Annotated in this window: 18 protein-coding genes, 1 tRNA gene and 1 rRNA gene; 6 read left to right on the forward strand and 14 right to left on the reverse strand. The window is 69.7% G+C overall.

Features of this window, described 5'->3' with window-relative positions; genetic code table 11:
* Positions 1-94 precede the first annotated feature (94 nt).
* From ABT367_RS31450 to ABT367_RS31460, 3 genes are all read left to right on the forward strand, one after another.
* A complete protein-coding gene (locus ABT367_RS31450; protein WP_352256673.1) occupies positions 95-889 on the forward strand; it encodes an Fpg/Nei family DNA glycosylase in 795 nt (264 codons plus the stop codon).
* Positions 890-992: 103 nt separating this feature from the next.
* A complete protein-coding gene (locus tag ABT367_RS31455; RefSeq protein ID WP_352256674.1) occupies positions 993-1,760 on the forward strand; it encodes an SDR family NAD(P)-dependent oxidoreductase in 768 nt (255 codons plus the stop codon).
* Between the two features lie 771 nt (positions 1,761-2,531).
* Positions 2,532-3,110, forward strand: a complete 579-nt coding sequence (locus ABT367_RS31460; protein ID WP_352256675.1) for a hypothetical protein — start codon at positions 2,532-2,534, stop codon at positions 3,108-3,110.
* A gap of 141 nt (positions 3,111-3,251) precedes the next feature.
* Here the strand turns inward: ABT367_RS31460 and ABT367_RS31465 are convergent, their stop codons facing one another.
* From ABT367_RS31465 to ABT367_RS31505, 9 genes are all read right to left on the reverse strand, one after another.
* A complete protein-coding gene (locus tag ABT367_RS31465) occupies positions 3,252-3,722 on the reverse strand; it encodes a Dps family protein (RefSeq protein WP_352256676.1) in 471 nt (156 codons plus the stop codon).
* Between the two features lie 181 nt (positions 3,723-3,903).
* Complete coding sequence (locus tag ABT367_RS31470; protein ID WP_165333629.1) at positions 3,904-4,290, reverse strand: helix-turn-helix domain-containing protein; 387 nt, start codon at positions 4,288-4,290, stop codon at positions 3,904-3,906.
* 109 nt (positions 4,291-4,399) lie between these two features.
* Positions 4,400-4,993 carry a CinA family protein gene (locus tag ABT367_RS31475; protein WP_434975581.1) on the reverse strand — a complete coding sequence of 198 codons (594 nt, stop codon included), beginning with the start codon at positions 4,991-4,993 and terminating at the stop codon, positions 4,400-4,402.
* Positions 4,990-5,655, reverse strand: coding sequence for a CDP-diacylglycerol--glycerol-3-phosphate 3-phosphatidyltransferase (pgsA, locus tag ABT367_RS31480; protein ID WP_352256677.1), 666 nt, complete (start codon positions 5,653-5,655; stop codon positions 4,990-4,992). Before pgsA ends, ABT367_RS31475 begins: the two co-directional genes overlap by 4 nt.
* Entirely contained in the window at positions 5,652-7,109 is a 1,458-nt protein-coding gene (gene rimO / locus ABT367_RS31485) for a 30S ribosomal protein S12 methylthiotransferase RimO (RefSeq protein ID WP_352256678.1), read from the reverse strand. Before rimO ends, pgsA begins: the two co-directional genes overlap by 4 nt.
* A gap of 230 nt (positions 7,110-7,339) precedes the next feature.
* Positions 7,340-8,179, reverse strand: coding sequence for a helix-turn-helix domain-containing protein (locus ABT367_RS31490; protein WP_352256679.1), 840 nt, complete (start codon positions 8,177-8,179; stop codon positions 7,340-7,342).
* Positions 8,180-8,385: 206 nt separating this feature from the next.
* Positions 8,386-11,136, reverse strand: coding sequence for a DNA translocase FtsK (locus ABT367_RS31495; protein WP_352256680.1), 2,751 nt, complete (start codon positions 11,134-11,136; stop codon positions 8,386-8,388).
* Between the two features lie 216 nt (positions 11,137-11,352).
* Entirely contained in the window at positions 11,353-12,036 is a 684-nt protein-coding gene (locus ABT367_RS31500) for a response regulator (RefSeq protein WP_352256681.1), read from the reverse strand.
* A 340-nt stretch (positions 12,037-12,376) separates the two neighbouring features.
* Positions 12,377-17,875 (reverse strand): HAMP domain-containing protein, encoded by a 5,499-nt coding sequence (locus ABT367_RS31505; protein ID WP_352256682.1) that lies wholly within the window; start codon positions 17,873-17,875, stop codon positions 12,377-12,379.
* Between the two features lie 318 nt (positions 17,876-18,193).
* Between ABT367_RS31505 and ABT367_RS31510 the strand changes: the two genes are divergently transcribed.
* Entirely contained in the window at positions 18,194-20,878 is a 2,685-nt protein-coding gene (locus ABT367_RS31510; protein ID WP_165333624.1) for a SpoIIE family protein phosphatase, read from the forward strand.
* Positions 20,879-20,954: 76 nt separating this feature from the next.
* Here the strand turns inward: ABT367_RS31510 and ABT367_RS31515 are convergent.
* A tRNA-Thr gene (locus tag ABT367_RS31515) sits at positions 20,955-21,027 on the reverse strand.
* 117 nt (positions 21,028-21,144) lie between these two features.
* Between ABT367_RS31515 and ABT367_RS31520 the strand changes: the two genes are divergently transcribed.
* Positions 21,145-22,059 carry an alpha/beta hydrolase family esterase gene (locus ABT367_RS31520; protein ID WP_352256683.1) on the forward strand — a complete coding sequence of 305 codons (915 nt, stop codon included), beginning with the start codon at positions 21,145-21,147 and terminating at the stop codon, positions 22,057-22,059.
* A 34-nt stretch (positions 22,060-22,093) separates the two neighbouring features.
* On the opposite strand, the gene ABT367_RS31525 is transcribed toward ABT367_RS31520, so the two are convergent.
* Entirely contained in the window at positions 22,094-22,720 is a 627-nt protein-coding gene (locus ABT367_RS31525; RefSeq protein WP_352256684.1) for an NAD(P)-dependent oxidoreductase, read from the reverse strand.
* Positions 22,721-22,770: 50 nt separating this feature from the next.
* A complete protein-coding gene (locus ABT367_RS31530) occupies positions 22,771-23,718 on the reverse strand; it encodes an EamA family transporter (protein WP_352256685.1) in 948 nt (315 codons plus the stop codon).
* A gap of 80 nt (positions 23,719-23,798) precedes the next feature.
* Here ABT367_RS31530 and ABT367_RS31535 point away from each other — a divergent pair, with 80 nt between their 5' ends.
* Entirely contained in the window at positions 23,799-24,662 is an 864-nt protein-coding gene (locus tag ABT367_RS31535) for a LysR family transcriptional regulator (RefSeq protein ID WP_352256686.1), read from the forward strand.
* A gap of 7 nt (positions 24,663-24,669) precedes the next feature.
* On the opposite strand, the gene ABT367_RS31540 is transcribed toward ABT367_RS31535, so the two are convergent.
* Positions 24,670-25,344 (reverse strand): DegT/DnrJ/EryC1/StrS family aminotransferase, encoded by a 675-nt coding sequence (locus tag ABT367_RS31540; RefSeq protein WP_352256687.1) that lies wholly within the window; start codon positions 25,342-25,344, stop codon positions 24,670-24,672.
* Between the two features lie 104 nt (positions 25,345-25,448).
* Positions 25,449-25,540: ribosomal RNA gene (gene rrf / locus ABT367_RS31545) — 5S ribosomal RNA — on the reverse strand; the annotation flags it as partial.

A 25,540-nucleotide genomic window follows, 5' to 3' on the forward strand; every position in this document is an offset into this window, starting at 1 on the left:
CGAGACGTGCCGGGGCGTCACCCCCGCCCGCCGACCGGGACGGGCCGGGGGTCACCCCCGCCCGCCGCCCGGCCCCACGGCGCACAATGACCCCATGCCCGAAGGCGACACCGTCCACCAGACAGCCGGCCGCCTCCACCGAGCCCTGGCCGGCCGGAAGCTCACCCGCAGCGATCTGCGGGTCCCGAAGTACGCCACCGCGGACCTGACCGGCCGCGAGGTGCTCGACGTCACCCCCCGCGGCAAGCACCTCCTCACCCGCATCGAGGGCGGCCTCACCCTCCACTCCCACCTCCGTATGGACGGGTCCTGGAAGGTGTTCACCGCCACCGAACGCTGGAGCGGCGGCGCGGCCCACCAGATCCGCGCCATCCTCGGCAATGAGCAGCACACGGCCGTCGGCTACCGCCTCCCCGTCCTCGAACTCCTGCGCACCGCCGAGGAGGACAAGGCCGTGGGCCATCTCGGCCCCGATCTCCTGGGCCCGGACTGGGACCCGGACAAGGCCCTCGCCAATCTCCTCGCCGACCCCGGACGCCAGCTCGGCGAAGCCCTCCTGGACCAGCGCAACCTCGCCGGTATCGGCAACATCTACAAGAGCGAGCTCTGCTTCATGGCGGCCGTCACCCCATGGACCACCGTCGGCGACCTCCCCGACGACCTCCCCCCGCGGCTGATCGCCGCCGCCCATCGCGTACTCGACGCCAACCGCGACCGGCCGATGCGCACCACCACCAACCGCCGCGACCAGCGCCTGTACGTGTACGGCCGCGCACCGCGCCCCTGTCTGCGCTGCCGCACCCCGATCCGCACGGCCCAGCAGGGCGACGGCAGCCGCGACCGGCCCACGTACTGGTGCCCCCGCTGCCAGAGCGGCCCCACGCCCTGACCCTGCGCGGCAACCCCCGCACAACCACGTCCGTACGCCCCCCGTACTACCAATCCCGCACAGACAATTGACGGACCGTCAGAAGAATCCGTACCGTCCGACCATGCCCGTCATCCAGGCGTACGACCTCACCGGCCGCACCGCGTTCATCACCGGAGCCGCCAGCGGCATCGGCCGCGAAAGCGCGCTGCTGCTCGCCCGCGCCGGCGCCACCGTGCACTGCGCGGACCGCGACGCCGAAGGCCTCCACGACACCGCGACGGCCGTCAAGGCCGAGGGCGGCACGGCGCACACCCATGTCCTCGACGTGACGGACCGCGCGCAGGTCAAAGCGGCCATCGTCCAGGCGCAGCCGGACATCCTCGCCGCTGTCGCCGGTGTCATGCACAGCAGCCCGGTCCTCGAGACCACGGACGAGGACCTCGACCGGGTCCTGGACATCAACTTCAAGGGCATCCTGTACGCCTGCCAGGAAGCCGCCCGCGTGATGATCGCGAACGGCACCAAGGGCAGCATCGTCACCATGGCCTCGGGCGCGGTCGACACCGGCGGGCCGGGCCTCCTGTGCTACGGCGCCGCGAAGGCCGCCGTCGTCCAGCTCACCAAGACGCTCGCGACCGAGATCGGCCGGCACGGCATCCGCGTCAACGCGGTGGCTCCCGGCTGGATCCGCACCCCGATGACCCTGCGCCACAACAACAGCGAGGTGCAGGCCCACACCGAGGCCCTGATGTCGAAGATGTCCCCGCTCGGCCGGGTCGGGCTGCCCGAGGAGATCGCCCACGCGGTGCTGCATCTGGCATCCGACGCGGCCTCGTTCACGACGGGCCAGATCCTCCGCCCCAACGGCGGCGTCGCCATGCCTTGGTAGCGACCCGCCCCCTGAGACCCTTCGAGGCATGGCGCCAGGCGGCCTGCCGCCGCGCCCGCGCCCGATAGGCGGCCCGCACCCGCCGCGGCCCCACGGCGCGCGCCCACGGCACCGTATGCACGGGCAGCAGACTCAGCCCCCACCCACCGGCGGCTATGGACGCCTCGACGGCCCCCGCATCCCCGGACGCGAGAACGAGCCGCCCCACGGCCCACCACCACACGGCACCTCCGGCCAGCGCCAAGCAGACCAGCACACCTCGGGGCACGCGCCGCACGAGAGCGGTCCCAGCCGCCATGGCCCTCACCTCCTGCCCCCGTGCCACACCGGCGCCGAACGCCGCCGATCACCCGGCGGGAAGGCGCACCGCGGTCGCCCGGGGTACGAGAGATGCGACGGAACCGATCCCGTCGCACCCTTCGCACCAGTCTCCGCCGCCCTTGCCCGGCCCGCATCCAGGGCCGCAGACTCGTCCGGTCGGCCAACGACTTCGGGGAGGAACACTCGATGAGTCCCGGTTTCGGTCCACCTCGGCCCTCCGGACCGCGCAGGCGCCCCGCACCAGAACCTGAACCGCCGGCGAGCGCACCCCCGGCGCGTCCTCCCGAGCCGCTGCCTTCGCTGCCCACCCCCTTCGCGAAAGACATGCCGCTCCCGGACATCGCACGGCGCGCACCGGCCCCTGCCGCCCCCAGCCCCGAATGCGACCCCCTGGCGGCTGTCGGCGCCCCTGAAGCCCCCGCCGCGCTCCCTGAAGGTCTCACCGCCTCCGTGCCCTTCTTCGTCAACGAGGAGCGCGTGCTCGGCAAAGCCCTCGAGGAACTCTCCAAGGACCCCGCACCCACGACCTGCGAAGCGGCCAACAACCGCATCAGGCACCTGGCCATCCGCTTCCACGAGACCAGGACGGCCGACGCGACCGACGCGGTCGCCGTCACCTGCCCTGTGCATCTGGCCCCGTACGACACCGAAGAGCCCGGACGACGCCTGGCACACGACCTCCGCGGGAATCTCATCGACGACCGGGAGACCGCCGAGCGGGAGCGGGGGTTCTTCGACTGGGCGAGCGTCGGCGTGAACGCCGCACGCGGGGACCTCGACACCGCCGCCGCCCAGGCGGCCGTTGCGACAGCCGCCCGGCTCGAGGGCCCGGGTGCCGGACCGGCACGCGCCGTCGCCGGCACCTTCCTCGTGTACGTGGCGCCGACCACGCTGATCGGGAAAACGGTGACCATGCTCGGGGACGCCCTGCGAGAGATCAACGGGCTCCCGCCGCTCGACCGTCACGTCGCCGCCCTGGACTTCTTGCAGAACCACCTGCTGCTGGGCCCCCTCGCCCGACAGGGCTGAGGCCTCCGCCGGCAACGCCGAAGGGGACCGCCCCGCGTGGGACGGCCCCCTTCTCCGCGGACACGCGGACACGCGGGCTGACGGGCTGACGGGCTGACGGGCTGACGGAACGAACCGCCTACGAACCGCCTCCCCCGACTGTCAGCCGTTCTCCGCCTGGAACATCCAGTGATGCTTCTCCAGATCCGCCGTGATCCCGATGAAGATGTCCTGGCTCACCGGATCCGCCTCTCCCGTCGCGTCCACCCGCTCACGCATCCGAGTGATCACCGCACCGAGCGCGTCCACCAGCGCCCGTACGGCGTCGACATCCTTGACCCAGCCCTCGGGCACCGCGCCGATGCCACTGGTCCCCGCCACCGTCGCGGCCCGCCCGTCGGGCGAGACACCGAGGGTAGAGGCGCGCTCGGCCACCGTGTCGGAGTGCAGCCGCGCGGTGTCCACGACCTCGTCCAGCTGCAGATGGACGGAGCGGAACCGGGGCCCGACGACGTTCCAGTGGATCTGCTTGGCCACGAGGGAGAGATCCACCAGATCCACGAGCGCACCTTGCAGTGCCTCGGAGACGACCTTGAGATCCGCATCGGACAACGGGCTCTTCACGACGTACATGCGCTTCCTCGCCACCTCTCGGAACGAAAAACTCCGGCTCGTTCCACCTTTGCACGCACCCACAAAAGTGGGCATTTCGAAAGTCCCGCGTACCCGGGACCAAAGACCCCATGCGCACCCAGGAACGCCAGAACCCCGGCGGGACAACCCGCCGGGGTTCTGGGAAAGCCGGAAAAACCGATCAGGCGGCGACCACGTCCACAGCCTCGGCGGGCGCCTTGATGGTGACCCGCTCCGGCGGCACACCGGCCACGGAGACGGAATTGAGCATGGGACGCACTCCGGCGGCGACCGGTTCGCGCGCGGTCTCACCCGCGGCGGCCGATGCGGCCAGCTCGGCGAGCGACAGCTCGTCGCTGACCTCGCGCATGAGCTCGGACATCCGTACGTCCAACGCGTCGCAGATGGCGGACAGCAGCTCGGAGGACGCCTCCTTCTGCCCCCGCTCCACCTCGGAGAGATAGCCGAGCGAGACTCGGGCGGACGAGGAGACTTCGCGCAGAGTACGGCCCTGGCGCTGGCGCTGCCGACGCAGCACGTCACCCAGCAGGCGACGGAGCAGAATCATCGGTGGCTCCCTCCTCGGACCGCGTAGCCGCATCCTTCACGCCCCACCGTACCGCCTCGCGGGGCGGCCGTGCGGGGAGCGATGTCGTGTTCACTCAGGGCTGCAAACATCAATTCCCCCCGTTCTGTTCCGTATCCTGTGCGCCCGCATTCCCGGTCAGTTCGCTCACGAGCAGGCCGAGCACGCTCCGTACACTCTCCATACGAATTTCCGTACGGTCGCCGTTCAACCTCAGAGCAGCGACTTTCCCATGTTCCGGACCTGGTCGCCCGGTGGGTTCGTCCGGTTCCGTGACCTCTTCGACCGGTCCGGCGACGGCCACGTACACCGTCCCGACCGGCTGGCCGTCCTGTGGGTCGGGTCCGGCGACACCGGTGGTCGCGATGCCCCAGTCGGCGCCGAGCAGCCGGCGCACACCGACGGCCATCTGCCGTGCGACCTCGGGATCGACCGCGCCGCGCCCGGCAAGAAGCGAGCCGTCGACGCCGAGCACCGAGTGCTTGATCTCGGTGGCATACGCGGTGACGGAGCCGCGCAGCACCTTGGAGGCGCCCGGCACGGCCGTGAGCTCTGCCGCGACCATACCTCCGGTCAGGGACTCCGCGACGGCCAGCGTTTCACCTCGTGAGACGAGAAGGCGCTGGACCAGGGTAGCCGCTTCCCCCGCCGGCTGGACCGGGGCAGCCGCTTCCCCAGCGGTCACGACCCCTCCAGCGCCTCGGCCCGCTCCTTCGCGAGACCCTGGCGCCGCAGCACGACGGCCTGGCGCACATAGTCCAGGCCGGTCCCCACGGTGAGCACCACCGCTATGGCCATCACCCAGAAGCGCAACGTGGCCAGCGGCCCGGTGAGCGCGAGCACGTACATCCCCACCGCTATGCCCTGCGCCAGCGTCTTCAGCTTGCCGCCACGGCTGGCCGGGATCACCCCGTACCGGATGACGATGAAGCGGAGCAGCGTGATGCCCAGTTCACGGCCGAGGATCACACCGGTCACCCACCACGGCAGATCGCCGAGGTAGGAGAGGCAGATCAGCGCGGCGCCCATGATCGCCTTGTCGGCGATGGGATCGGCGATCTTCCCGAAGTCGGTGACCAGGTTGTACGTACGGGCCAGATGGCCGTCGAACAGGTCCGTGATCATGGCGATGGCGAAGGCTGCCCAGGCGAGCGAGCGCCAAGCCGGGTCGTACCCGCCGTCGGCCAGCATCAGCAGGACGAAACCCGGCACGAGGAGGAGCCGGATCATGGTGAGGATGTTGGCGATGTTCCAGAGGCTGGCCTGATTGACGGCCGCAGCACCCAGCTTGCCGCCGGGCACCGGCTTCCCGCCGGCCCCGCCCGCGGATGCCGGGACTCCCGTCATCTGCCTGCCTCCTCAAGACACTCCACGACCAGGTCGACGCCCTCCGTGCCGACGACCTTTGCCTCGACCATACGACCGACAGTCAAGCCTTGACTCGACGTGAACACCACCTGTCCATCGGTCTCGGGTGCCTGGTGCGCACCGCGGCCGGTGGCGCCGTCCTCATCGTCGACGGACTCGACGAGCACCCGCAGGCTCTCGCCCACCCGCTCGTCGGCCCGCTGGTGGGTGAGCTCCTCGGCCAGCCGCGAGATCCGCGCGAGGCGCTGGGCTACGACGTCCTCGTCCAGCTTGTTGTCGTACGTGGCGGCCTCGGTGCCGTCCTCGTCGGAGTACCCGAAGACGCCGATCGCGTCGAGCCGCGCACCCGTGAGGAAGCGCTCCAGCTCGTCCACGTCGGCCTCGGTCTCACCGGGGAAGCCCACGATGAAGTTGGACCGCACACCGGCCGTGGGCGCCTTGCCGCGGATCTGGTCCAGCAGCTCCAGGAAGCGGTCGGTGTCGCCGAAGCGGCGCATCGCGCGCAGCACGTTCGGCGCGGAGTGCTGGAAGGAGAGGTCGAAGTACGGGGCGACGTTCTCGGTCGAGGTCAGCACGTCGATCAGACCGGGCCGCATCTCGGCCGGCTGGAGGTAGCTGACGCGTACGCGCTCGATGCCGTCGACGGCGGCGAGCTCGGGAAGGAGCGTCTCCAGGAGGCGGATGTCGCCGAGGTCCTTGCCGTACGAGGTGTTGTTCTCGGAGACCAGCATGATCTCCTTCACGCCCTGCTCGGCCAGCCAGCGGGTCTCCCCGAGCACGTCCGAGGGACGGCGCGAGATGAAGGAGCCGCGGAAGGACGGGATGGCGCAGAACGAGCAGCGCCGGTCGCAGCCGGAGGCCAGCTTCACGGAGGCGACGGGCGAGGTGCCCATACGGCGGCGCAGGGGCGCGCGCGGACCGGACTCGGGAGCGAGACCCTCCGGGAGGTCCTCGGGGGCCTGTGCGTGTCCGGGCAGGGCCGTGCCCGCGGCGGCGGCCTGGCGCTCGGCGGGCGTGATCGGCAGCAGCTTGCGCCGGTCGCGCGGGGCGTGCGCCTCGACGTTGCCGCCGCTGAGGATGGTGTTCAGGCGGCTGGAGATGTCGGTGTAGTCGTCGAAGCCGAGCACTCCGTCGGCTTCGGGCAGCGCTTCGGCGAGCTCCTTGCCGTACCGCTCGGCCATGCAGCCCACGGCCACGACGGCCTGGGTCCTGCCATGGTCCTTGAGGTCATTGGCTTCGAGCAGGGCGTCGACGGAGTCCTTCTTGGCGGCGTCGACGAATCCGCAGGTGTTGACGACGGCGACATCCGCGTCCGAGGCGTCCTCGACGAGCTCCCAGCCGTCCGCCTCCAAGCGGCCTGCGAGCTCCTCCGAGTCCACCTCGTTACGGGCGCAGCCAAGAGTGACAAGGGCGACGGTACGGCGTTCGGGCATAACGTCCAGAGTATCTGGTTCACCTGCCCGTCCTCGCCGCGGCGGGGTGTGGGGGCGCAGCCCCCACGAGTACCCCGTGCAACAGCACCCGCAACGACCGCCCTACCACCGGGGCCAGGCGGGGGTGTGGGGGCGGCAGAGCCCACAAGTGGGCTCAGCCCGCAGCCCCCGGGGCGACACAGCACCGTGCCCCGCCGGAACGCATCCGGCGGGGCACGGTACGAAGATCGTCAGCCGACCTCGGGGTCGGGCCCCTTGTCGTCCTTGGTGTAGGAGAGCCGCTCGACCTGGCCTTCCTGGAAGTCGTCCTTGACCTCCTTGCCGTTCACGAAGAGCTTTATGGCTCCCGCGTTCCCGAGCACGAGGTCGATGCGCTCGTCGTCGGTGAAGGTCTTGGTCTGTCCGTCCGCAACGAGGCCGTCGAACATCGTGGCGCCGTCGTGGCCCTTGACGGAGATCCAGCTCTTGCCCTCTTCGGCGCTGATCAGGACCGTGACCTTGTCCTTGGGCGCACCGGCGATCGCGCTGTCCGCCGGGTCCGGCTTGGGGTCGGCCGGCTTCGTGGGCGCCGGCTTGTCGGCAGGCTTGCTGGTCGTGGGCGCGGCCTCGGCGACGGGGTTCTTGGTGCCCTTGTCGGAGTCGCTGAACATCGTGAATCCGACGAAGCCGATCACCGCGACGATCGCCGCGACCATGGCGGCGGTCCAGTTGGGGCGGCGCGGCTCGGGGCGGATGCGCTCGGCCTCGAACAGCGGGGCCGCGGGGGTCGGGGTGGGCCGGCCGCCGCGTTCCTCGGTGAACTGGGCGAGCAGCGGGGCGGGGTCGACGCCGACGGCGCGCGCGATGGTGCGGATATGCCCTCGTGCGTAGACGTCGCCACCACAGCGCGAGAAGTCGTCCTGTTCGATCGCATGCACGATCGGAACCCGGACGCGGGTCGCCGCGCTGACCTCGTCGACCGTGAGCCGCGCGTCGATGCGGGCGAGCTGCAGGGCTCGGCCGATCGAGGGACGGTCCTCGTCTTCCGGAAATGAAGGACGGTCGTCTTCAGGGGAGTTGCCGATGGACACGGGGGCGCCTTTCGAGCGTGTAGCCACCTGCTGGACGTTCAGTCTAGGGGGGGTACGAAAGGGTGGGGCAACCGGGCGGGAGCACTTTGTACGCCATCAGGCTGGCCGGACATGCATCATGACCGGACATCCTGATGGTGGGACAGGTCGCCTACCCCTCTTCCAACTTGACGTGGTCCGAAGGGAAACGGTTGCCTGCCGTCCCCTTACGGGTGAGCCTCCCCGCGGATCACCGCGAGCACTCCATCCAATTCGTCCGGCTTGACCAGGACATCCCGGGCTTTCGAGCCCTCGCTGGGTCCGACGATGTTCCGCGACTCCATCAGGTCCATCAGGCGCCCCGCCTTCGCGAACCCGACCCGGAGCTTGCGCTGGAGCATCGAGGTCGACCCGAACTGGGTCGAGACCACCAGTTCGGCGGCCTGGCACAGGAGGTCCAGATCGTCGCCGATCTCCTCGTCGATCTCCTTCTTCTGCTTGGTGCCGACGGTGACGTCGTCCCGGAAGACGGGCGCCATCTGGTCCTTGCAGTGCTGCACGACGGCGGCGATCTCGGCCTCGGTGACGAAGGCGCCCTGCATACGGGTCGGCTTGTTCGCGCCCATCGGCAGGAAGAGCCCGTCACCCTTGCCGATCAGCTTCTCGGCGCCCGGCTGGTCGAGGATGACCCGGCTGTCGGCGAGCGAGGAGGTGGCGAAGGCGAGCCGCGAGGGCACATTCGCCTTGATCAGACCGGTCACGACGTCCACGGACGGCCGCTGGGTCGCGAGCACGAGGTGGATACCGGCGGCGCGGGCGAGCTGGGTGATGCGGACGATCGCGTCCTCGACGTCGCGCGGCGCGACCATCATCAGGTCCGCGAGCTCGTCCACGATGACCAGCAGATACGGGTACGGCTGGAGCTCGCGCTCACTGCCGAGCGGCGGGGTGACCTTGCCGTTGCGCACCGCCTCGTTGAAGTCGTCGATATGCCGGAAGCCGTACGCCGCGAGGTCGTCGTAGCGCAGATCCATCTCCCGTACGACCCACTGCAGCGCCTCGGCGGCCCGCTTCGGGTTGGTGATGATCGGCGTGATCAGGTGCGGAATGCCCTCGTACGCGGTGAGCTCCACGCGCTTGGGGTCGACGAGGACCATCCGTACGTCCTCGGGGGTCGCACGCACCATGATCGAGGTGATCAGACAGTTGATGCAGGAGGACTTTCCGGAGCCGGTGGCGCCGGCCACCAGGACGTGCGGCATCTTGGCGAGGTTCGCCATGACATAGCCGCCCTCGACGTCCTTGCCGAGCGCGACCAGCATCGGGTGGTCGTCCTCGGCGGCGTCCGCGAGCCGCAGGACGTCGCCGACGTTGACCATCTCGCGGTCGGTGTTCGGGATCTCGATGCCGACCGCGGACTTGCCGGGGATCGGGCTGATGATCCGGACGTCGGGCGAGGCGACCGCGTACGCGATGTTCTTGGCGAGGGCCGTGATCTTCTCGACCTTCACCGCGGGGCCGAGCTCGACCTCGTAGCGCGTGACCGTCGGGCCCCGGGTGAACCCGGTGACCTCGGCGTCGACCTTGAACTCGGAGAACACATTGCTGAGCGAGGCCACCACGGCGTCGTTGGCGGCGCTGCGCGTCTTGCCGGGCCCGCCGCGCTCCAGAAGGTCGAGCGAGGGCAGGGCATAGGTGATGTCGCCGGAGAGCTGGAGCTGCTCGGCGCGCGGCGGCAGATCGCGGGGCTCCTCGCGCGCGGCCTTGGTCAGGTCGGGCACGGCGCTCTCGGTGCGCGGCGCCGCCGGCGCGGGGGCCGCTTCCTCGGTCGCCGTCACATCCTTGATCCGGGCACTCGGCAGCGGCGTCGGCGTGGGCTCGGGCCGCTCCACCGTGACGCCCTGGGTGAGGTCGGCGACCAGCGGCGAGGGCGGCATCCCGTGCATCACGGCGCCGTCCAGCGCGGCGGCCGCCGCGGCGGCCACGTCGATCGCGTCGAGCGAGGGCTCCATCTCGGGGCGCACGGGGGCGCGGCGTGGGCGGCGCCGCTTGGTGAGTGCCTCCTCCTCGGCCTTCTCAGGGTCGTACGCGTCTGGTGCGGGCGTCTGCTTGCGGCGGCCGCGGGAAGCGGGCACGGCATCGCGCCACTGCTCGTCGTAGCGCGCGTCGTCCTCGGCGGCGTCACCGAACGCGGAGTCCTCGACCGGGTCGGGCTGGATGATGCCGAGCTTCTGGCCGAGCAGCCGGAGCCGCTGCGGAATGGCGTTCACCGGAGTCGCGGTGACGACCAGGAGGCCGAAGACCGTGAGCAGGACGAGCAGCGGTACGGCGAGCACCTCGCCCATCGTGAAGATCAGCGGGCGGGACGCGGCCCAGCCGATCAGGCCGCCGGCATCCCTTATGGCCTCGGTGCCCTCACCGCGCCCGGGGGCGCCGCACGCCATGTGCACCTGGCCGAGCACCCCGATGACGAGGGCCGAAAGGCCGATGACGATACGGCCGTTGGCCTCCTGCTGCTCGGGGTGGCGGATGAACCGTACGGCCATGCCGCCCAGGAGCAGCGGCACCAGGAGGTCGAGCCGGCCGAACGCGCCGGTGACCAGGAGCTCGACCAGATCGCCCACGGGGCCGCGCAGTTGGGACCAGGTGCCGGCCGCGACGATCAGCGCCAGACCGAGCAGCAGCAGCGCGAGTCCGTCCTTGCGGTGTGCGGGGTCGAGTCCCTTGGCACCACGCCCTATGCCGCGGAACGTCGCACCCACCGCGTGCGCCAGACCGAGCCAGACGGCGCGGACAAGCTTGTAGAGGCCACCGGTGGGGTTCGGGGCAGGCTTGGGTGCCGGCTTGGCCGCGGCCTTCTTGGCGGGCGCCTTCTTGGCCGGCGCCTTGGCTGCCGTGGCCTTTTTCGCCGGAGCCTTCTTGGGCGCCGCCGCCTTCTTGGCAGGGGGCTTCTTGGCTGCGGAGGGACGTGAGGCCATGGGGGTGAGGTTACCGGTGCGGACCTCTGCGGACACGTGTGCCCACTGCTTCACCCGTTCGTGTCGGCGCTCAAGGGCACGAAACTGACGCGGGATCAATTGTGCAGGTACGGAGGCGGATGGGTACCGCAGAGAGGACGTGGAGATTCCGCGTCATATACGGGGAGGTTCGACTTCACGCACCTGGAGGTTCCACGTCACGTACGCGGAGACGCGTCAGTTCTGCGAAGGAAGCGAAGCCGCGCCCGGACCCGTACCCGGCTCCAGAGCGTCAAGTGCCCGGCGGAGCCCGGTCAGTTTGCGCTCCAGATGGGCCGCCGTGGCCACCGCCGCGGCGTCCGCGGACTCGTCGTCGAGCTGCTTGGACAGCGCCTCCGCCTGCTCCTCCACGGCAGCGAGCCGCGCCGAGAGCTCGGCGAGCAGCCCTGCGGGCTCGCCCTTGTCGCCGATCGGCGCCTTGCCGCCGCCTTCGAGCTGGAGCCGCAGCAGAGCGGCCTGCTCTCGCAGTTGGCAGTTCTTCATGTAGAGCTCGACGAACACCGAGACCTTGGCGCGCAGGACCCACGGGTCGAAGGGCTTCGAGATGTAGTCCACCGCGCCCGCCGCATAGCCGCGGAACGTGTGGTGCGGACCGTGGTTGATCGCGGTGAGGAAGATGATCGGGATGTCTCGGGTCCGTTCCCGGCGCTTGATGTGCGCTGCGGTTTCGAAACCGTCCATTCCAGGCATCTGGACGTCCAGCAGAATGACCGCGAAGTCGTCCGTGAGCAGTGCTTTGAGCGCTTCCTCCCCGGACGATGCCCGCACCAGGGTCTGATCGAGCGCAGAGAGGATGGCCTCGAGCGCCAGCAGATTCTCCGGCCGGTCATCGACCAGGAGGATCTTGGCCTTCTGCACCATGGCCCGTCCTCCTCGCCCCGGCAGTCCACCGGTCGCCGCCCCAGGGGACGACTCCGTCCTGCCGCCCGTCCTTGTGCCGGTCATGGTAGCCGCACCCCGCCTGTCGCCACACCCTGTCACCGCGATGTCACTGTGCACGTAGCAGAAACGCAAGCGGAGACCAGAAGGTTCCCCGAATCCCGCACCTCTACACGGCAACGGACACGTTCCGTCAGCACGTCTTCGCGCGCGGCCGCCGTCACCGGCCGCTTCCTGCGCCCCGGCCGCCCCTTCCGGGCGGATTCCGTGCGCGACCGGTCAAGCATCCGGCCGCGCACGGACAAGCGGCGCACGCTGCCGCTCAGTCCTCGTTCATCCAGCTCTCCATGACCGAAAGCAGATGGTCGGGATCGACGGGCTTCGTGACGTAGTCCGAAGCACCGGATTCGATGGCCTTCTCGCGGTCGCCCTTCATCGCCTTCGCGGTGAGAGCGATGATCGGCAGACCCGCGAACTGCGGCATCCGACGGATCGCCGTCGTCGTCGCATAGCCGTCCATCTCCGGCATCATGATGTCCATCAGAACCAGCGTCACATCGTCGTGCTGCTCGAGGACTTCGATGCCCTCGCGCCCGTTCTCCGCGTACAGGACGGACAGACCGTGCTGTTCGAGGACGCTGGTCAGCGCGAAGACGTTGCGGATGTCGTCGTCGACGATCAGGACCTTCTCACCGCCGAAGTGGTAGCTGGGCCGCTGCTGCGGCGCCGGCTGTTCCGCGCCCGTCCACGGCTCCTGACCGCTCTGTCCCGCGGTCTGGCCGGGCAGCGCGGCCCGCGGCTCGGCGGCCTGTACGGAGCGCCTGCGGCGCCGGAACAGGGTGCCCGACTGGGCCACCGGCTCCGGCTCGGCGAGCTCCGCCTTGCCGTTCTCGCTCGCCGCGAACGGCTCGTCGACCGGCGCGGGCGGCAGCGCCTGCAGACCCGTGTGGTTCTCCGGCTCGATGGCGGTGGCCAGTTGGGCGTATTCCTGCGGCGGCAGCTCGTTGGGGTGCATCGGCAGGTACAGCGTGAAGGTCGAGCCGCGGCCCGGTTCGCTCGCCGCGTGGATCTCGCCGCCGAGCAGCCGCGCGATGAGCCGGCTGATCGACAGACCCAGGCCCGTACCGCCGTACTTGCGGCTGGTGGTGCCGTCGGCCTGCTTGAACGCCTCGAAGATGACCCGCATCTTGCTGCCCGGGATACCGATACCGGTGTCGGTGACCGAGAACGCGATCATGTCCGCGTCCGGGCTGCGCAGCGTGCCCATCTCCAGGAGCTGGGTGCGGATCTCGTGCGGCACCTCGGTGCCCGCGGGCCGGATGACCAGCTCGACGGCGCCGGAGTCGGTGAACTTCACCGCGTTCGACAGGAGGTTGCGCAGCACCTGGAGGAGCCGCTGCTCGTCTGTGTGCAGCGTCGCGGGCAGCTCCGGAGACACCCGTACGGAGAAGTCGAGGCCCTTCTCCGCGGTGAGCGGACGGAACGTCGCCTCGACATAGTCCACGAGCTGGACGAGCGCGATCCGCGTCGGCGAGACGTCCATCTTGCCCGCCTCGACCTTGGACAGGTCCAGGATGTCGTTGATCAGCTGGAGCAGGTCGGAACCCGCGCCGTGGATCGTCTCGGCGAACTCGACCTGCTTGGGCGAGAGATTGCCCTCCGCGTTGTCGGCGAGCAACTTGGCGAGGATAAGCAGCGAGTTGAGCGGGGTGCGCAGCTCGTGCGACATGTTCGCGAGGAACTCGGACTTGTAGCGCATCGAGACCGCGAGCTGTTCGGCGCGCTCCTCGAGGACCTGGCGGGCCTCTTCGATCTCGGTGTTCTTGACCTCGATGTCGCGGTTCTGCTGGGCGAGCAGCTCGGCCTTCTCCTCCAGCTCGGCGTTGGACAGCTGGAGCGCCTTCTGCCGGTTCTCCAACTCCTCGGAACGGTCGCGGAGTTGCTCGGTGAGCTCCTGCGACTGCTTGAGCAGGACCTCCGTCTTCGTATTGACGGAGATGGTGTTGACGCTCGTCGCGATCATCTCGGCGATCTGGCTGAGGAAGTCCCGCTGGATCTGCGTGAACGGCTGGAACGAGGCCAGCTCGATCACACCGAGCACCTGCGCCTCGAAGAGCACCGGAAGCACGATCACCTGCGCCGGCGGGGCGTCCCCGAGACCCGAGGCGATCTTGAGATAGCCGGATGGCGCGTTCTCGACGAGGATCGTGCGCCGCTCCTGCGCGGCCGTGCCGATCAGCGTCTCGCCCGGCTTGAAGGACGTCGGCATCGAGCCCATGGAGTAGCCGTAACTGCCCATCATGCGCAGCTCGTACGCGTCCTCGTCGGACGCCCCGACCTCCTTGGCGTCGTCCGTGGGCATCGCCAGGAAGAACGCGCCGTGCTGCGCGGAGACCACCGGGGTCAGCTCGCTCATGATCAGGCCGGCCACGTCCGCGAGGTCGCGGCGGCCCTGCATGAGGCCGGAGATACGGGCCAGGTTGCCCTTGAGCCAGTCCTGTTCCTTGTTGGCGATGGTGGTGTCGCGCAGGTTGGCGATCATCGTGTTGATGTTGTCCTGCAGGACCTGGATCTCGCCCGCCGCGTCCACGTCGATCTTCAGGTTGAGGTCGCCGCGGGTCACCGCGGTGGCGACGGCGGCGATGGCGCGCACCTGCCGGGTCAGGTTCCCGGCCATCTCGTTCACGGACTCGGTGAGGTCGCGCCAGGTGCCGTCGACGTCGCGTACGCGGGCCTGACCGCCCAACTGGCCTTCCGTACCCACCTCTCGGGCGACTCGGGTGACCTCTTCGGAGAAGGACGAGAGCCGGTCGACCATGGTGTTGATCGTGGTCTTGAGCTCCAGGATCTCGCCGCGCGCGTCGATGTCGATCTTCTTGGTGAGATCGCCCTTGGCGATGGCCGTGGTGACCATCGCGATGTTGCGCACCTGGCCGGTGAGGTTGGCCGCCATCTGGTTCACGGACTCGGTGAGGTCCTTCCACGTACCGGCGACGCCGGGTACGCGGGCCTGACCGCCGAGGATGCCGTCCGTGCCCACCTCGCGGGCCACCTTGGTGACCTGGTCGGCGAACGAACTCAGGGTGCGCACCATGGTGTTGAAGGTGTCGGCGAGCTGCGCGACCTCGCCGCGCGCCTCGATCGTCACCGTACGGGTCAGATCGCCGTTGGCGACCGCCATCGCGACCTGCGAGATGTTGCGCACCTGGCTGGTCAGGTTGGAGGCCATCAGGTTCACGTTGTCGCTGAGGTCCTTCCAGATACCGGTGACTCCCGGCACCCGGGCCTGACCGCCCAGCTGGCCCTCCGTACCCACCTCGCGGGCCACGCGCGTGACCTGCTCGGCGAAGTTGGAGAGCTGGTCGACCATGGTGTTGACGGTCGTGACGAGTTCGAGGATCTCGCCCTTCGCGTCGACGGTGATCTTCTTCGACAGGTCGCCCATGGCGACCGCGGTGGTGACCTCGGCGATGTTGCGAACCTGTGAAGTCAGGTTGTTCGCCATGAAGTTCACGGACTGCGTGAGGTCCTTCCAGGTGCCCGCGACACCCTGGACCTCGGCCTGTCCGCCGAGGATGCCCTCGGTGCCCACCTCGCGGGCCACCCGGGTCACCTGGTCGGCGAAGCTGGAGAGCTGGTCCACCATCGTGTTGAGGGTGTTCTTCAGCTCCAGGATCTCGCCGCGCGCGTCGACCTCGATCTTCTGCGAGAGGTCACCGCGGGCCACCGCGGTCGCGACCTGCGCGATGTTGCGGACCTGGGCCGTGAGGTTGCCGGCCATGCCGTTCACGGAGTCGGTCAGATCGCGCCACACACCGGCGACGCCGGGCACCTGCGCCTGACCGCCGAGCCGGCCTTCCGTACCCACCTCGCGGGCGACCCTGGTCACCTGGTCGGCGAAGGCGGAGAGCTGGTCGACCATGGTGTTGATGGTGTTCTTGAGCTCGAGGATCTCGCCGCGCGCGTCGACCTCGATCTTCTGCGAGAGGTCGCCACGGGCCACCGCGGTGGTGACCTGGGCGATCTGCCGTACCTGTGAAGTCAGGTTCCCCGCCATGAAGTTGACGGAGTCCGTGAGGTCCTTCCACGTACCCGATACGCCGTCCACGCGGGCCTGTCCGCCCAGGCGCCCCTCGGTGCCCACGTCACGGGCCATACGGGTCACCTGGTCGGCGAAGCTGGAGAGCTGGTCCACCATCGTGTTCACGGTGTTCTTCAGCTGGAGCATCTCGCCGGAGACGTCGACCGTGACCTTCTGCGAGAGGTCGCCGTTCGCCACCGCCGTGGTGACCTGGGCGATGTTGCGCACCTGGCCGGTGAGGTTGCGGAAGGCGGTGTTCACCGAGTCGGTGAGGTCCTTCCACGTACCCGCCGCACCGGGCACCTCGGCCTGCCCGCCGAGCTCGCCCTCGACGCCGATCTCCCGTGCCACACGCGTGACTTCGGAGCCGAAGGCCGAGAGCTGATCGACCATCGTGTTGACGGTGTTCTTGAGCTCCAGCATCTCGCCGGCCACGTCGACGGTGACCTTCTGCGAGAGATCACCGCTGGCCACCGCGGTCGTCACGGTGGCGATGTCGCGCACCTGGGTGGTGAGGTTGCGGAAGACCGTGTTCACCGAGTCGGTGAGGTCCTTCCACGTACCCGCCGCGCCCGGCACGAGCGCCTGCCCGCCGAGCTGTCCGTCGAAGCCGACCTCGCGCGCCACGCGTGTGACCTCGTCCGCGAAGGTGCGCAGGGTCTCGGTCATCTGGTTGATCGTTTCGGCGAGCTGCGCGACCTCGCCGCGCGCGCTCACGGTGACCTTGCGGGACAGATCACCGTTGGCGACGGCCGTGGTGACCTCGGCGATCCCGCGCACCTGCGCGGTGAGGTTGCCGGCCATCAGGTTCACCGAGTCGGTGAGGTCCTTCCACACACCGGCCACGCCCGGCACCTGCGCCTGACCGCCCAGCTCGCCTTCCGTACCCACCTCGCGGGCCACACGCGTGACCTCGGAGGAGAAGGAGGAGAGCTGGTCGACCATGGTGTTCACGGTGTTCTTCAGCTCGAGCATCTCGCCCGCGACATGCACCGTCACCTTGCGCGACAGATCGCCCTTGGCGACCGCGGTGGTGACGAGAGCAATGTCACGCACCTGCGCGGTGAGCCGGTACGCCATGGTGTTGACCGAATCCGTGAGGTCCTTCCACGAACCGGACATTCCACGCACCCGGGCCTGCCCGCCCAGCTTGCCCTCCGTACCGACCTCGCTGGCCACACGCGTGACCTCGTCGGTGAACCGCGACAGCTGGTCGACCAGGTTGTTGACCGTGCGGCCGACCTTCAGGAACTCACCGCGCAGCGGATGCGCCGAGCCGTCCGAGCCGGGCGCGCGCAGCTCCATGCGCTGCTCCAGGTCGCCCTCCGCGACCGCGGAGAGCACCCGTCCGACCTCGGAGACGGGACGTACGAGATCGTCGACCAGGGCGTTGGACGCGTCGATCGCCGCCGCCCACGAGCCCTCGTAGGCGCCGCTCTCGAGCCGTTCCGTGAGCTTCCCCTCACGGCCGACCATGCGCCGTACCCGCGAGAGCTCGCCGGTCAGATGCAGATTGCGGTCCGCGACATCGTTGTAGAGCGCCGCGATCTCGCCCATCACTCCGTCGTTCGTGACCGTCAGACGCTTGCGGAAGTTTCCGTCCCGCATCGCGGCCAGCGCGGCGACCAGCTTGTTCAGTGCCGCGGCATCGACTTCCACCGTCCCGTTACCGCGGCCGGCACGGGACTGGGCGCCTTTCGCGCGCGTGGACTTGCCTCGCGCAGCTGTACCGGACTCCACCGTGTCCCTCCCGCAGGGGTCGACCACTCGCTCGGTTGCTCGATGCTCGTTGCCGGGATTCCCGGGCTACTCCGACTGTCCTTCAGAGCTTGCCCAGTGTTTCACCCTGTCCGAACCAGGCCATAACACTTCGGCAGCTTCGTACTCCGCCGAAGTGTTCGTCGGCACCCTCCGGGCGGAAACACGGCAACCGGCATCCGCATGAACCGCGAAGGTAAGTAATCTGGCATCCGGCTGTCCAACCACCCCGGTCCGCCCGGCCTGGGCGGTACTACGGGAACTTACGGGCTGACGCGCTTGTGGAGGGGCGGCCGCACGATGGGCAGGGGAAACGTGTACGTGGACGGATCCGACACCGATACGCGCACAGGGAGTGCTGTGATCACCGCGCGAGCGGCCGCCAGCTTCGACCCCGTCGGGCGCTCGGTGGCCAGTGCCCGAGCGTTCGTCCGCGACACCCTCCAGGGCTGGGGCTACACCGACATCATCGATGACGCGGTGGTCCTGACCAGCGAACTTGTCACCAATGCCGTGGTCCACGCCGGCACCACCGCCGATGTGCTGTGCCTGCGCAGTGAAGATGCTGTACGGATCGAGGTCGCCGACCGCTATCCGGAGCGAGAGATCCCGCTTCAGCAGTCTTTGCGCACTCTTGGAAGTCCGGACCGCGAAGGCGGCCGCGGCCTCCAGCTGTGCGCGGCGCTCGCCAGCCGCTGGGGTGTCGAGTACACGCCGACGTTCAAACAGGTCTGGTTCCGTCTCGACCTGCCCGAGCGCCCGGTCGGCACCCGCACCGCGGGCCCCGCGCTCCCCGTCGACCTGCTGCCGGTCACCGACCCGCGCGTCCATGTCGCCGTCGTCCAGATCGACCGCGAGGGTGCGATCACCGCGTGGAGCGACGCCGCGGAGAGCCTTTTCGGATACGAGAGCGAGAAGGTACTCGGCCGCCAGCTCACCGATTTCGCGGCCTGGCCGCACACCCCCGGCACGGGCACCGGCATCGTCGAGGCGCTCCAACTCTCGCGCTGGGAAGGCAGTTACGGGATCCGCGGCGCCGACGGCCGGGTGATCCCCGTCTACGCCTCTCATCTGCGCGTACGGGACCCGGAGGGCGATCCCTCGACGGTCTGTCTGCTCGTACGGGACCACGAGCGCGCCGTGCTGCAGAGCCCGCACCGTGGCCCGGCCCCCGACGCGGCGACGCTCCCGGACGCGGGCACGGCGGCCGACCCCTTCGACACCTTCATCGGCTCCCCCGCCCCCGACGATCTCGACGGCCTCCTTCAGCGCACGGTCGAGCGCGCCCGCGACATGCTCGACGGCGACGCCGCCTTCCTGCTGCTCGCCACGGACGACGAGACGGAGCTGGAGGTGCGCGCCTCGACCGGCCTGCCCTCCGCCCGCCAGCGCTTCGCCCGCGTACCCGTTGAGGCCGGCACGGGGCGCTACGGTTCGGCGCGCATGCCCGCCGTCCACGAGGACCTCACCGTCGTACCGGGCGCGGCCCCGCTGCTCAACGGCACCGGGATGCGCTCGGTCGTCACCGTCCCGCTCAAGGTCGAGGGCCGGCTCACCGGCTCGCTCGGCGTCGCGGCCGAGGCGCCGGGCCGGTACTCGAACGAGGAGGCGCTGCGCCTCCAGTTCGCCGCCGACCGCATCGCGCTCAACGTCGAATCCGCCCGCCTCGGCGAGCTCGAGCGCCTGCGCCGCGGCTCCCTGAGCTTCCTGGTCGAGGCCTCCGACCTGCTCGCCGGCACCCTGGACCGCGACCAGACCCTGGCCCTGATGGCACAGATGACCGTCCCGACGCTGGCCACCTGGTGCGCGGTCTACACGATCGCCGACCAGTCGTCGGAGCCGTATCTCTCCTACGTCCTGCATGAGGACGAGGACCGTATCGACGGCCTCAAGGCCCTGCTCCAGCGCATCGATCCGCCCGACCCGGTGCCGACCCCCGGCGCACGCGTCTGGAACGCGCCGTCCGAAGCGGCCCACCGCGCCGCCCTGCGCACCTCCATGCGCAGCCTGGGGCTCGGCGAGCCCACGCGCCTTGCCGCCGGTATCGGCACCACGCTCGCGACGGCCTCGGCGGTCGGCGGCGAGACGGTCGTGCTTCCGCTGGTCGCCCGTAACCGCGTCATCGGCATGCTCACACTCGGCAAGCCCTCCGAGGAGCACTTCCGCCAGGAGATCCTCGAACTCGCCGAGGACCTCTCCCGCCGGGCCGCCCTCGCGCTCGACAACGCGCGTCTGTACTCGGAGCGCATGGCCATCAGCCAGTCCCTCCAGCGCAGCCTGCTGCCGCCCGGCCTTCCGCAGATCCCCGGCGTCGAGGTCGAGGTGATCTACCGCGCGGCCGGCGAGGGCAACGAGGTCGGCGGCGACTTCTACGACCTCTTCCCGATCCGTGACGGCGCATACGGCTTCGCGATCGGCGACGTCTGCGGTACGGGCCCGGAGGCCGCCGCGGTGACCGGCCTCGCCCGGCATGCGCTCAGACTCCTGGCCCGCGAGGGCTTCGGCGGCCCGGCCGTCCTCGAACGCCTCAATGCGGCGATCCTCGACGAGGGCGCCCGCAGCCGCTTCCTCACCCTGCTGTACGGGGAGTTGTGGCCGCAGGAGGACGGCTCGGCAGTCCTGAAGCTGGTGTGCGCCGGCCATCCGCTGCCGCTGCGCCTGCGCCAGGACGGCACGGTCGAACCCTTCGCCGAACCACAGCCGCTGCTCGGCGTGATGGACGACCTGGAGCTGTACGAGCAGACCATGACGCTCGAGCCCGGCGATGTGCTCCTGTGCGTGACGGACGGAGTGACCGAGCGCCGCGAGGGCACACGGATGCTCGGCGACGACGGTCTGATGGACGTCCTGACCAACTGCACCGGCCTGACCGCGGGCGCGGTCGCCTCCCGCGTGATGCGCGCGGTGGAGCGCTTCGCGACGGACGCACCGTCCGACGACATGGCGATCCTCGCGATGCGCGTGCCCGAGCCGCACAAGGACTGATCCCGGCATCGGGTCCGCAGAGGCCCCGGAACGCGAAGAACCCCGCCCGGTCACCGGGCGGGGTTCTTCCTGTCCGAGCCCCCATGCGGAATCGAACCGCAGACCTTCTCCTTACCATGGAGACGCTCTACCGACTGAGCTATAGGGGCCTGTTGACCTGCACGGTTTCCCGCCCGGCAACGACACAGATCATACCCCGAATCCCGGCCCCGACAGAACCACCGCTTCCTCTGGACCGCCCCCGGCGACACTGCCACCATGCGCGCATGTCGCCTACGGGTTTACGCCGCGCACTCACCGCCGCCCTCCTGACGCTCACCCTCGCGCTGGCCGGCTGCTCGTCCGGCTCCGGTGACGCGAAGGACCAGAAGTCCGGGAAGCCGTCCAAGTCCGCCTCGCCGAAAGCGAGTCCAGGACCCGGCGACCAGACCGTCACCCTCGAGTGGAAGGGCGAGAAGCGTGCGTACGCGGTCCACGCGCCGCCCTCGTACGCACCGGGCCAAAAGCTCCCCCTGGTGATCGTGATGCACCCGTACCCGAGCACCGGCACCCATGTGGCCCGGCTCAGCGCCCTGTCCGCGAAGGCCGACGAGGAGAACTTCCTCGCCGTCTATCCCGAAGGCCTCAACGGCGGGATGAACGCCCTGGTCTGCTGCGGCAGCGCAGACGACGTCGGCTTCCTTCGTACGATGACAAAGAGCCTTGTCGACACATGGGGCGCCGACCCGCAGCGGATCTACGCCACGGGCATCTCCAACGGCGGGGACATGTCCTTCAAGCTGGCCGTCGAACTCTCCGACACCATCGCCGCCATCGCCCCCGTCAGCGGCGGCTACAGCGGCCGCATCACCGATCCGGCTTCGTATGTGCCGAAGTCCCCGGTCTCGGTGATCACCTTCCTCGGCGGCGAGGACAAGTGGTATCCGGCCTTCAACGCCGGCCTCACCATCTGGCAGGAGCGCCTCAAGTGCGAGGAGCAGCCGCCCGCCAAGCTGAAGCAGAAGATCACCAGGACCGCCGCGCGGTGCGCGGACGGCTCCGAAGTGCTCGCGTACCGACTGCCGGAGATGGGCCACAGCTGGCCGCAGGGCAAGGCCGACATGGCCGAGCGGGAAGCGGCGGTGAACGCCACGGACCTGATGTGGGAGTTCTTCAAGTCGCATCCCAAAATGACGACTTGACGACCTGAGGCGACTGGGAGAACTGGAGGACCGATCAGTACGCCACGGTCAGATGCCGGATCCCGGAGCGGTCCTGGAGCTCGTCGAGCACGGCGACGGCCAGATCCTCGGCGCTGATGTGCGACCGCCCGTCCGTGTCCACGAGCAGGGTGTCGCCGCCCCACCGGTACGTTCCCGTGCGCTCGCCGGGAGCCAGCAGCGCCGGCGGGCTGAGGTAGGTCCAGTCGGCGCCGAAGTGGCCGGTGCAGACAGCCAGTTGCTCGGTGCTCGCCACCGCGATGGCCCGCCACTGCTCGGCCACGTACGCCGGATCGTCGACCACGAGCCCACGCGACGCGTCCGGACTGCGCAGCGGACCCGCACCGCCCACGATCAACAGCCGCGTACCGTCGGCCACATCGAGCAACTGCGCCGTGAGCGGGGCGAGCGACGCCTCGGCTCCCGGCGCGGGCCGGATGGCCAGCACGGCCGCGTCGACGGACGCGAGGATCGGCTTGAACCCCTCCGGCCGCGCGACATCGGCGGACACCCACTCCGCACCCGCGGGCAGGTCCTGCGGCGCACTGCGCGACACGGCGATCACCTCATGCCCTCGGCGTACGGCCTCGGCGGTGACGCGGCTGCCGACCATCCCGGTGGCGCCGATGACTGCGAGCTTCATCTCCGACTTCCTTCTGTGACTGGGGGCGGTACGCAGTGGGTGGGCTGCCGTCAGCGGCGCTGAGGCACCTTCGTACGAGGGCGTCGAGGGCTGAGCTGTCCGGCGACCAACGCCCCGAGGGCGAGCGCCAGACCGACGATCTGCCAGGCGGTGAAGGACTCGCCGAGCGCGAAGGCACCGATGACCGCCGCCACCACCGGCGACAGCAGAACGAGCAGCGCGGTCGCGGTGACCGGCAACCGCCCTATCCCCCGCAGCCAGAGACTGTGCGCGATAAAGCCACCCACCGTCCCGAGCCACAGGTACCCCAGCACCGCCTGGCCGTCGATCTGCGGCGGCGCACCCTCGAACAGCGCGGTGAGCGGTACGAGGAACAGCCCGCCCGCCGTGAGCTGCCACCCGGTCATGGCCACGGGCCCGACGCCTGCGGGCGCCCGCCAGTGCTTGGTCAGCACGACCCCGAGAGCCATGGACGCCGTACCGAGCAGCCCGGCACCCACCCCGGCGAGCCCGAGCCCGGCGGCCGGCCCGAGCACGACGAGCCCGACCCCGACGGCTCCCGCGACCGCCCATCCGATCCGCCACAGGGACGGCCGCTCCCGCAGCACACCGACAGCGAGTCCGGCCACGATCAGGGGCTGTACGGCACCGAGCGTGGCCGCGACCCCACCGGGCAGCAGCTCGGCGGTCAGGAAGAGCAGCGGATAGAAGGCACCGATGTTCAGCACACCGAGCACCGCCGCCTTCCACCACCACGCACCGTGCGGCAGGACCCGGGTGAACAGGACGAGCAGCAGCCCACCGGGCAGCGACCTCAACAGCGCTGCGAACAACGGGTGATCCGGCGGCAAGAACTCCGTCGTCACCACATAGGTCGTGCCCCACGCCATGGGCGCGAGGGCAGTGGCCAGGATCAGGGCGACAGTGCCGCCGACAGCCAGGGGACGCGCCTTGGGCGCTGCCGGCTTCACCGGCCGCGGGGTCATCACTGTGGTCATACGAAGAGTCTCGGCCCGCACCTATCAATCGGTCCAACACATAGTTGTCATCGAACCGATCGCACTGCACGATAGATCGCATGGAGCTCAGACAACTCCGCTACGCACTCGCCGTCGCCGAGACCCGCAACTTCACCCGCGCCGCCCGCCAGTGCTATGTCGCCCAGTCGGCGCTGAGCCACCAGATCGGCTCCCTGGAACGCGAGTTGGGCGTCCAGCTCTTCGCCCGCACCAGCCGCCGCGTGGAGCTGACCCCCGCCGGCGAGGCCTTTCTCGTACGGGCGAAGCAGTGCGTCGAAGCCGCGGAGCTGGCCGCGGCCGAAGCGGCGGCCGCGGTCGGCGAGGTCAGGGGCAGCCTGAAGATCGGCATCATCCCCACGGTCGCCGCCGTCGACATCCCCACCGTCCTGCAGCGCTATCGCGAGCGGTATCCGCAGGTCAAAGTCAGTCTCCATGTGGGCTCGAGCGACGCCATGAGCGCCCAGGTGACCGCCGGCGAACTCGACGTCGCCTTCCTGGGCCTGCCGGCCTCACGCGAACCGCAGGGAGTGGAGACCCGCGAACTGGCCCGCGAGAAGCTGGTCGCCGTGGTGGCACTGGACCACCCGCTCGCAGACCAGAGCAAGGTCACACTCCGCCGCCTCGCCGAGTCGCCCTTCGCCGACTTCCCCGTCGGCTCCCAGGGCCGCTCCCAGAGCGATCTCGCCTTCGAGGCAGCGGAGTTGGAACGCGAGGTCGCCTACGAGCTGATGTCGGCCGAACTGATGCTGCGCATCGTGAGCCGCGGCCTGGCCGTGGCCCTGCTCCCCTCCCCCATCGCCCACGCGTATCCCGAGGTCCGGGTCCTGTCGGTCATCGACGGCCCGCGGCGCGCGGAGTACGTGGCGTGGAGCAAGTTCAACCCCACCCCGGCGACCCGCGCCTTCCTCGAAACGCTGCCGTGAGCCCTCTTCAGAAGGCGGGCACGAGCAGCCCACCGAGCGCATTGCACGAGGACACGATCCGCTGCAGCTCGCGACGGCTCAACTCCCCGCCGATCTCCAGCGCAAGCGTCTCGTCGGCGGCCCGCTCGGTCTCGGGCAGCGCCACATCACGCCGGTACTCGGGCAGCCGGTGCACCGGCGTCTTCACCGGCACGGAACAACGAACTCCCTTGGCCCGTACGGCGCGAGCGAAGGCATCACGATCGGGCCGCCCATTCCCCGGAACACGGACCACATACTGCTGATACGTGTGTCCCGCGCTGTGCACCGGAGCATCGACGCCTCTGAGGCGAGCCGACAGATAGGCCGCGTGCGCCCGCCGCTGCGCAACCGACCCCGGACCGACCGTGTCGGCCTCCTGGAGCACCAACAACCCCTTACCGGTGCCGACCTCATGCACCTGCTGCAGCCCCGAGGACTCCCCGAAGCGCCGCACGGCGACGATGGCGGCCGTGCGCGGCCCTATGGCGGCGGTGACGGCGGAGGCATCCAGACAGTAGGTATCGGGATCGATATCAGCGAACACCGGCAGTCCACCGGCGGACACCACGGCGTCGGCGACCTCGGCGTTGCCGTACGCCGGCACGATCACCTCGTCACCGAGTCCGATACCCGCGGCCTTGAGCATTGCGACTGTCCCCATGCCGCGGATGCTGTCGGGACAACGTGAACGGGAAGTGACACAAAACAAAAAGACGCCGGTCCCTGAACCGAAGTTCGGGGACCGGCGTCTTATTATCAAATTTAGTTCGGCGGCGTCCTACTCTCCCACAGGGTCCCCCCTGCAGTACCATCGGCGCTGTGAGGCTTAGCTTCCGGGTTCGGAATGTAACCGGGCG

The sequence above is a fragment of the Streptomyces mesophilus genome, from assembly GCF_040300965.1.
Taxonomy (GTDB): domain Bacteria; phylum Actinomycetota; class Actinomycetes; order Streptomycetales; family Streptomycetaceae; genus Streptomyces; species Streptomyces mesophilus_A.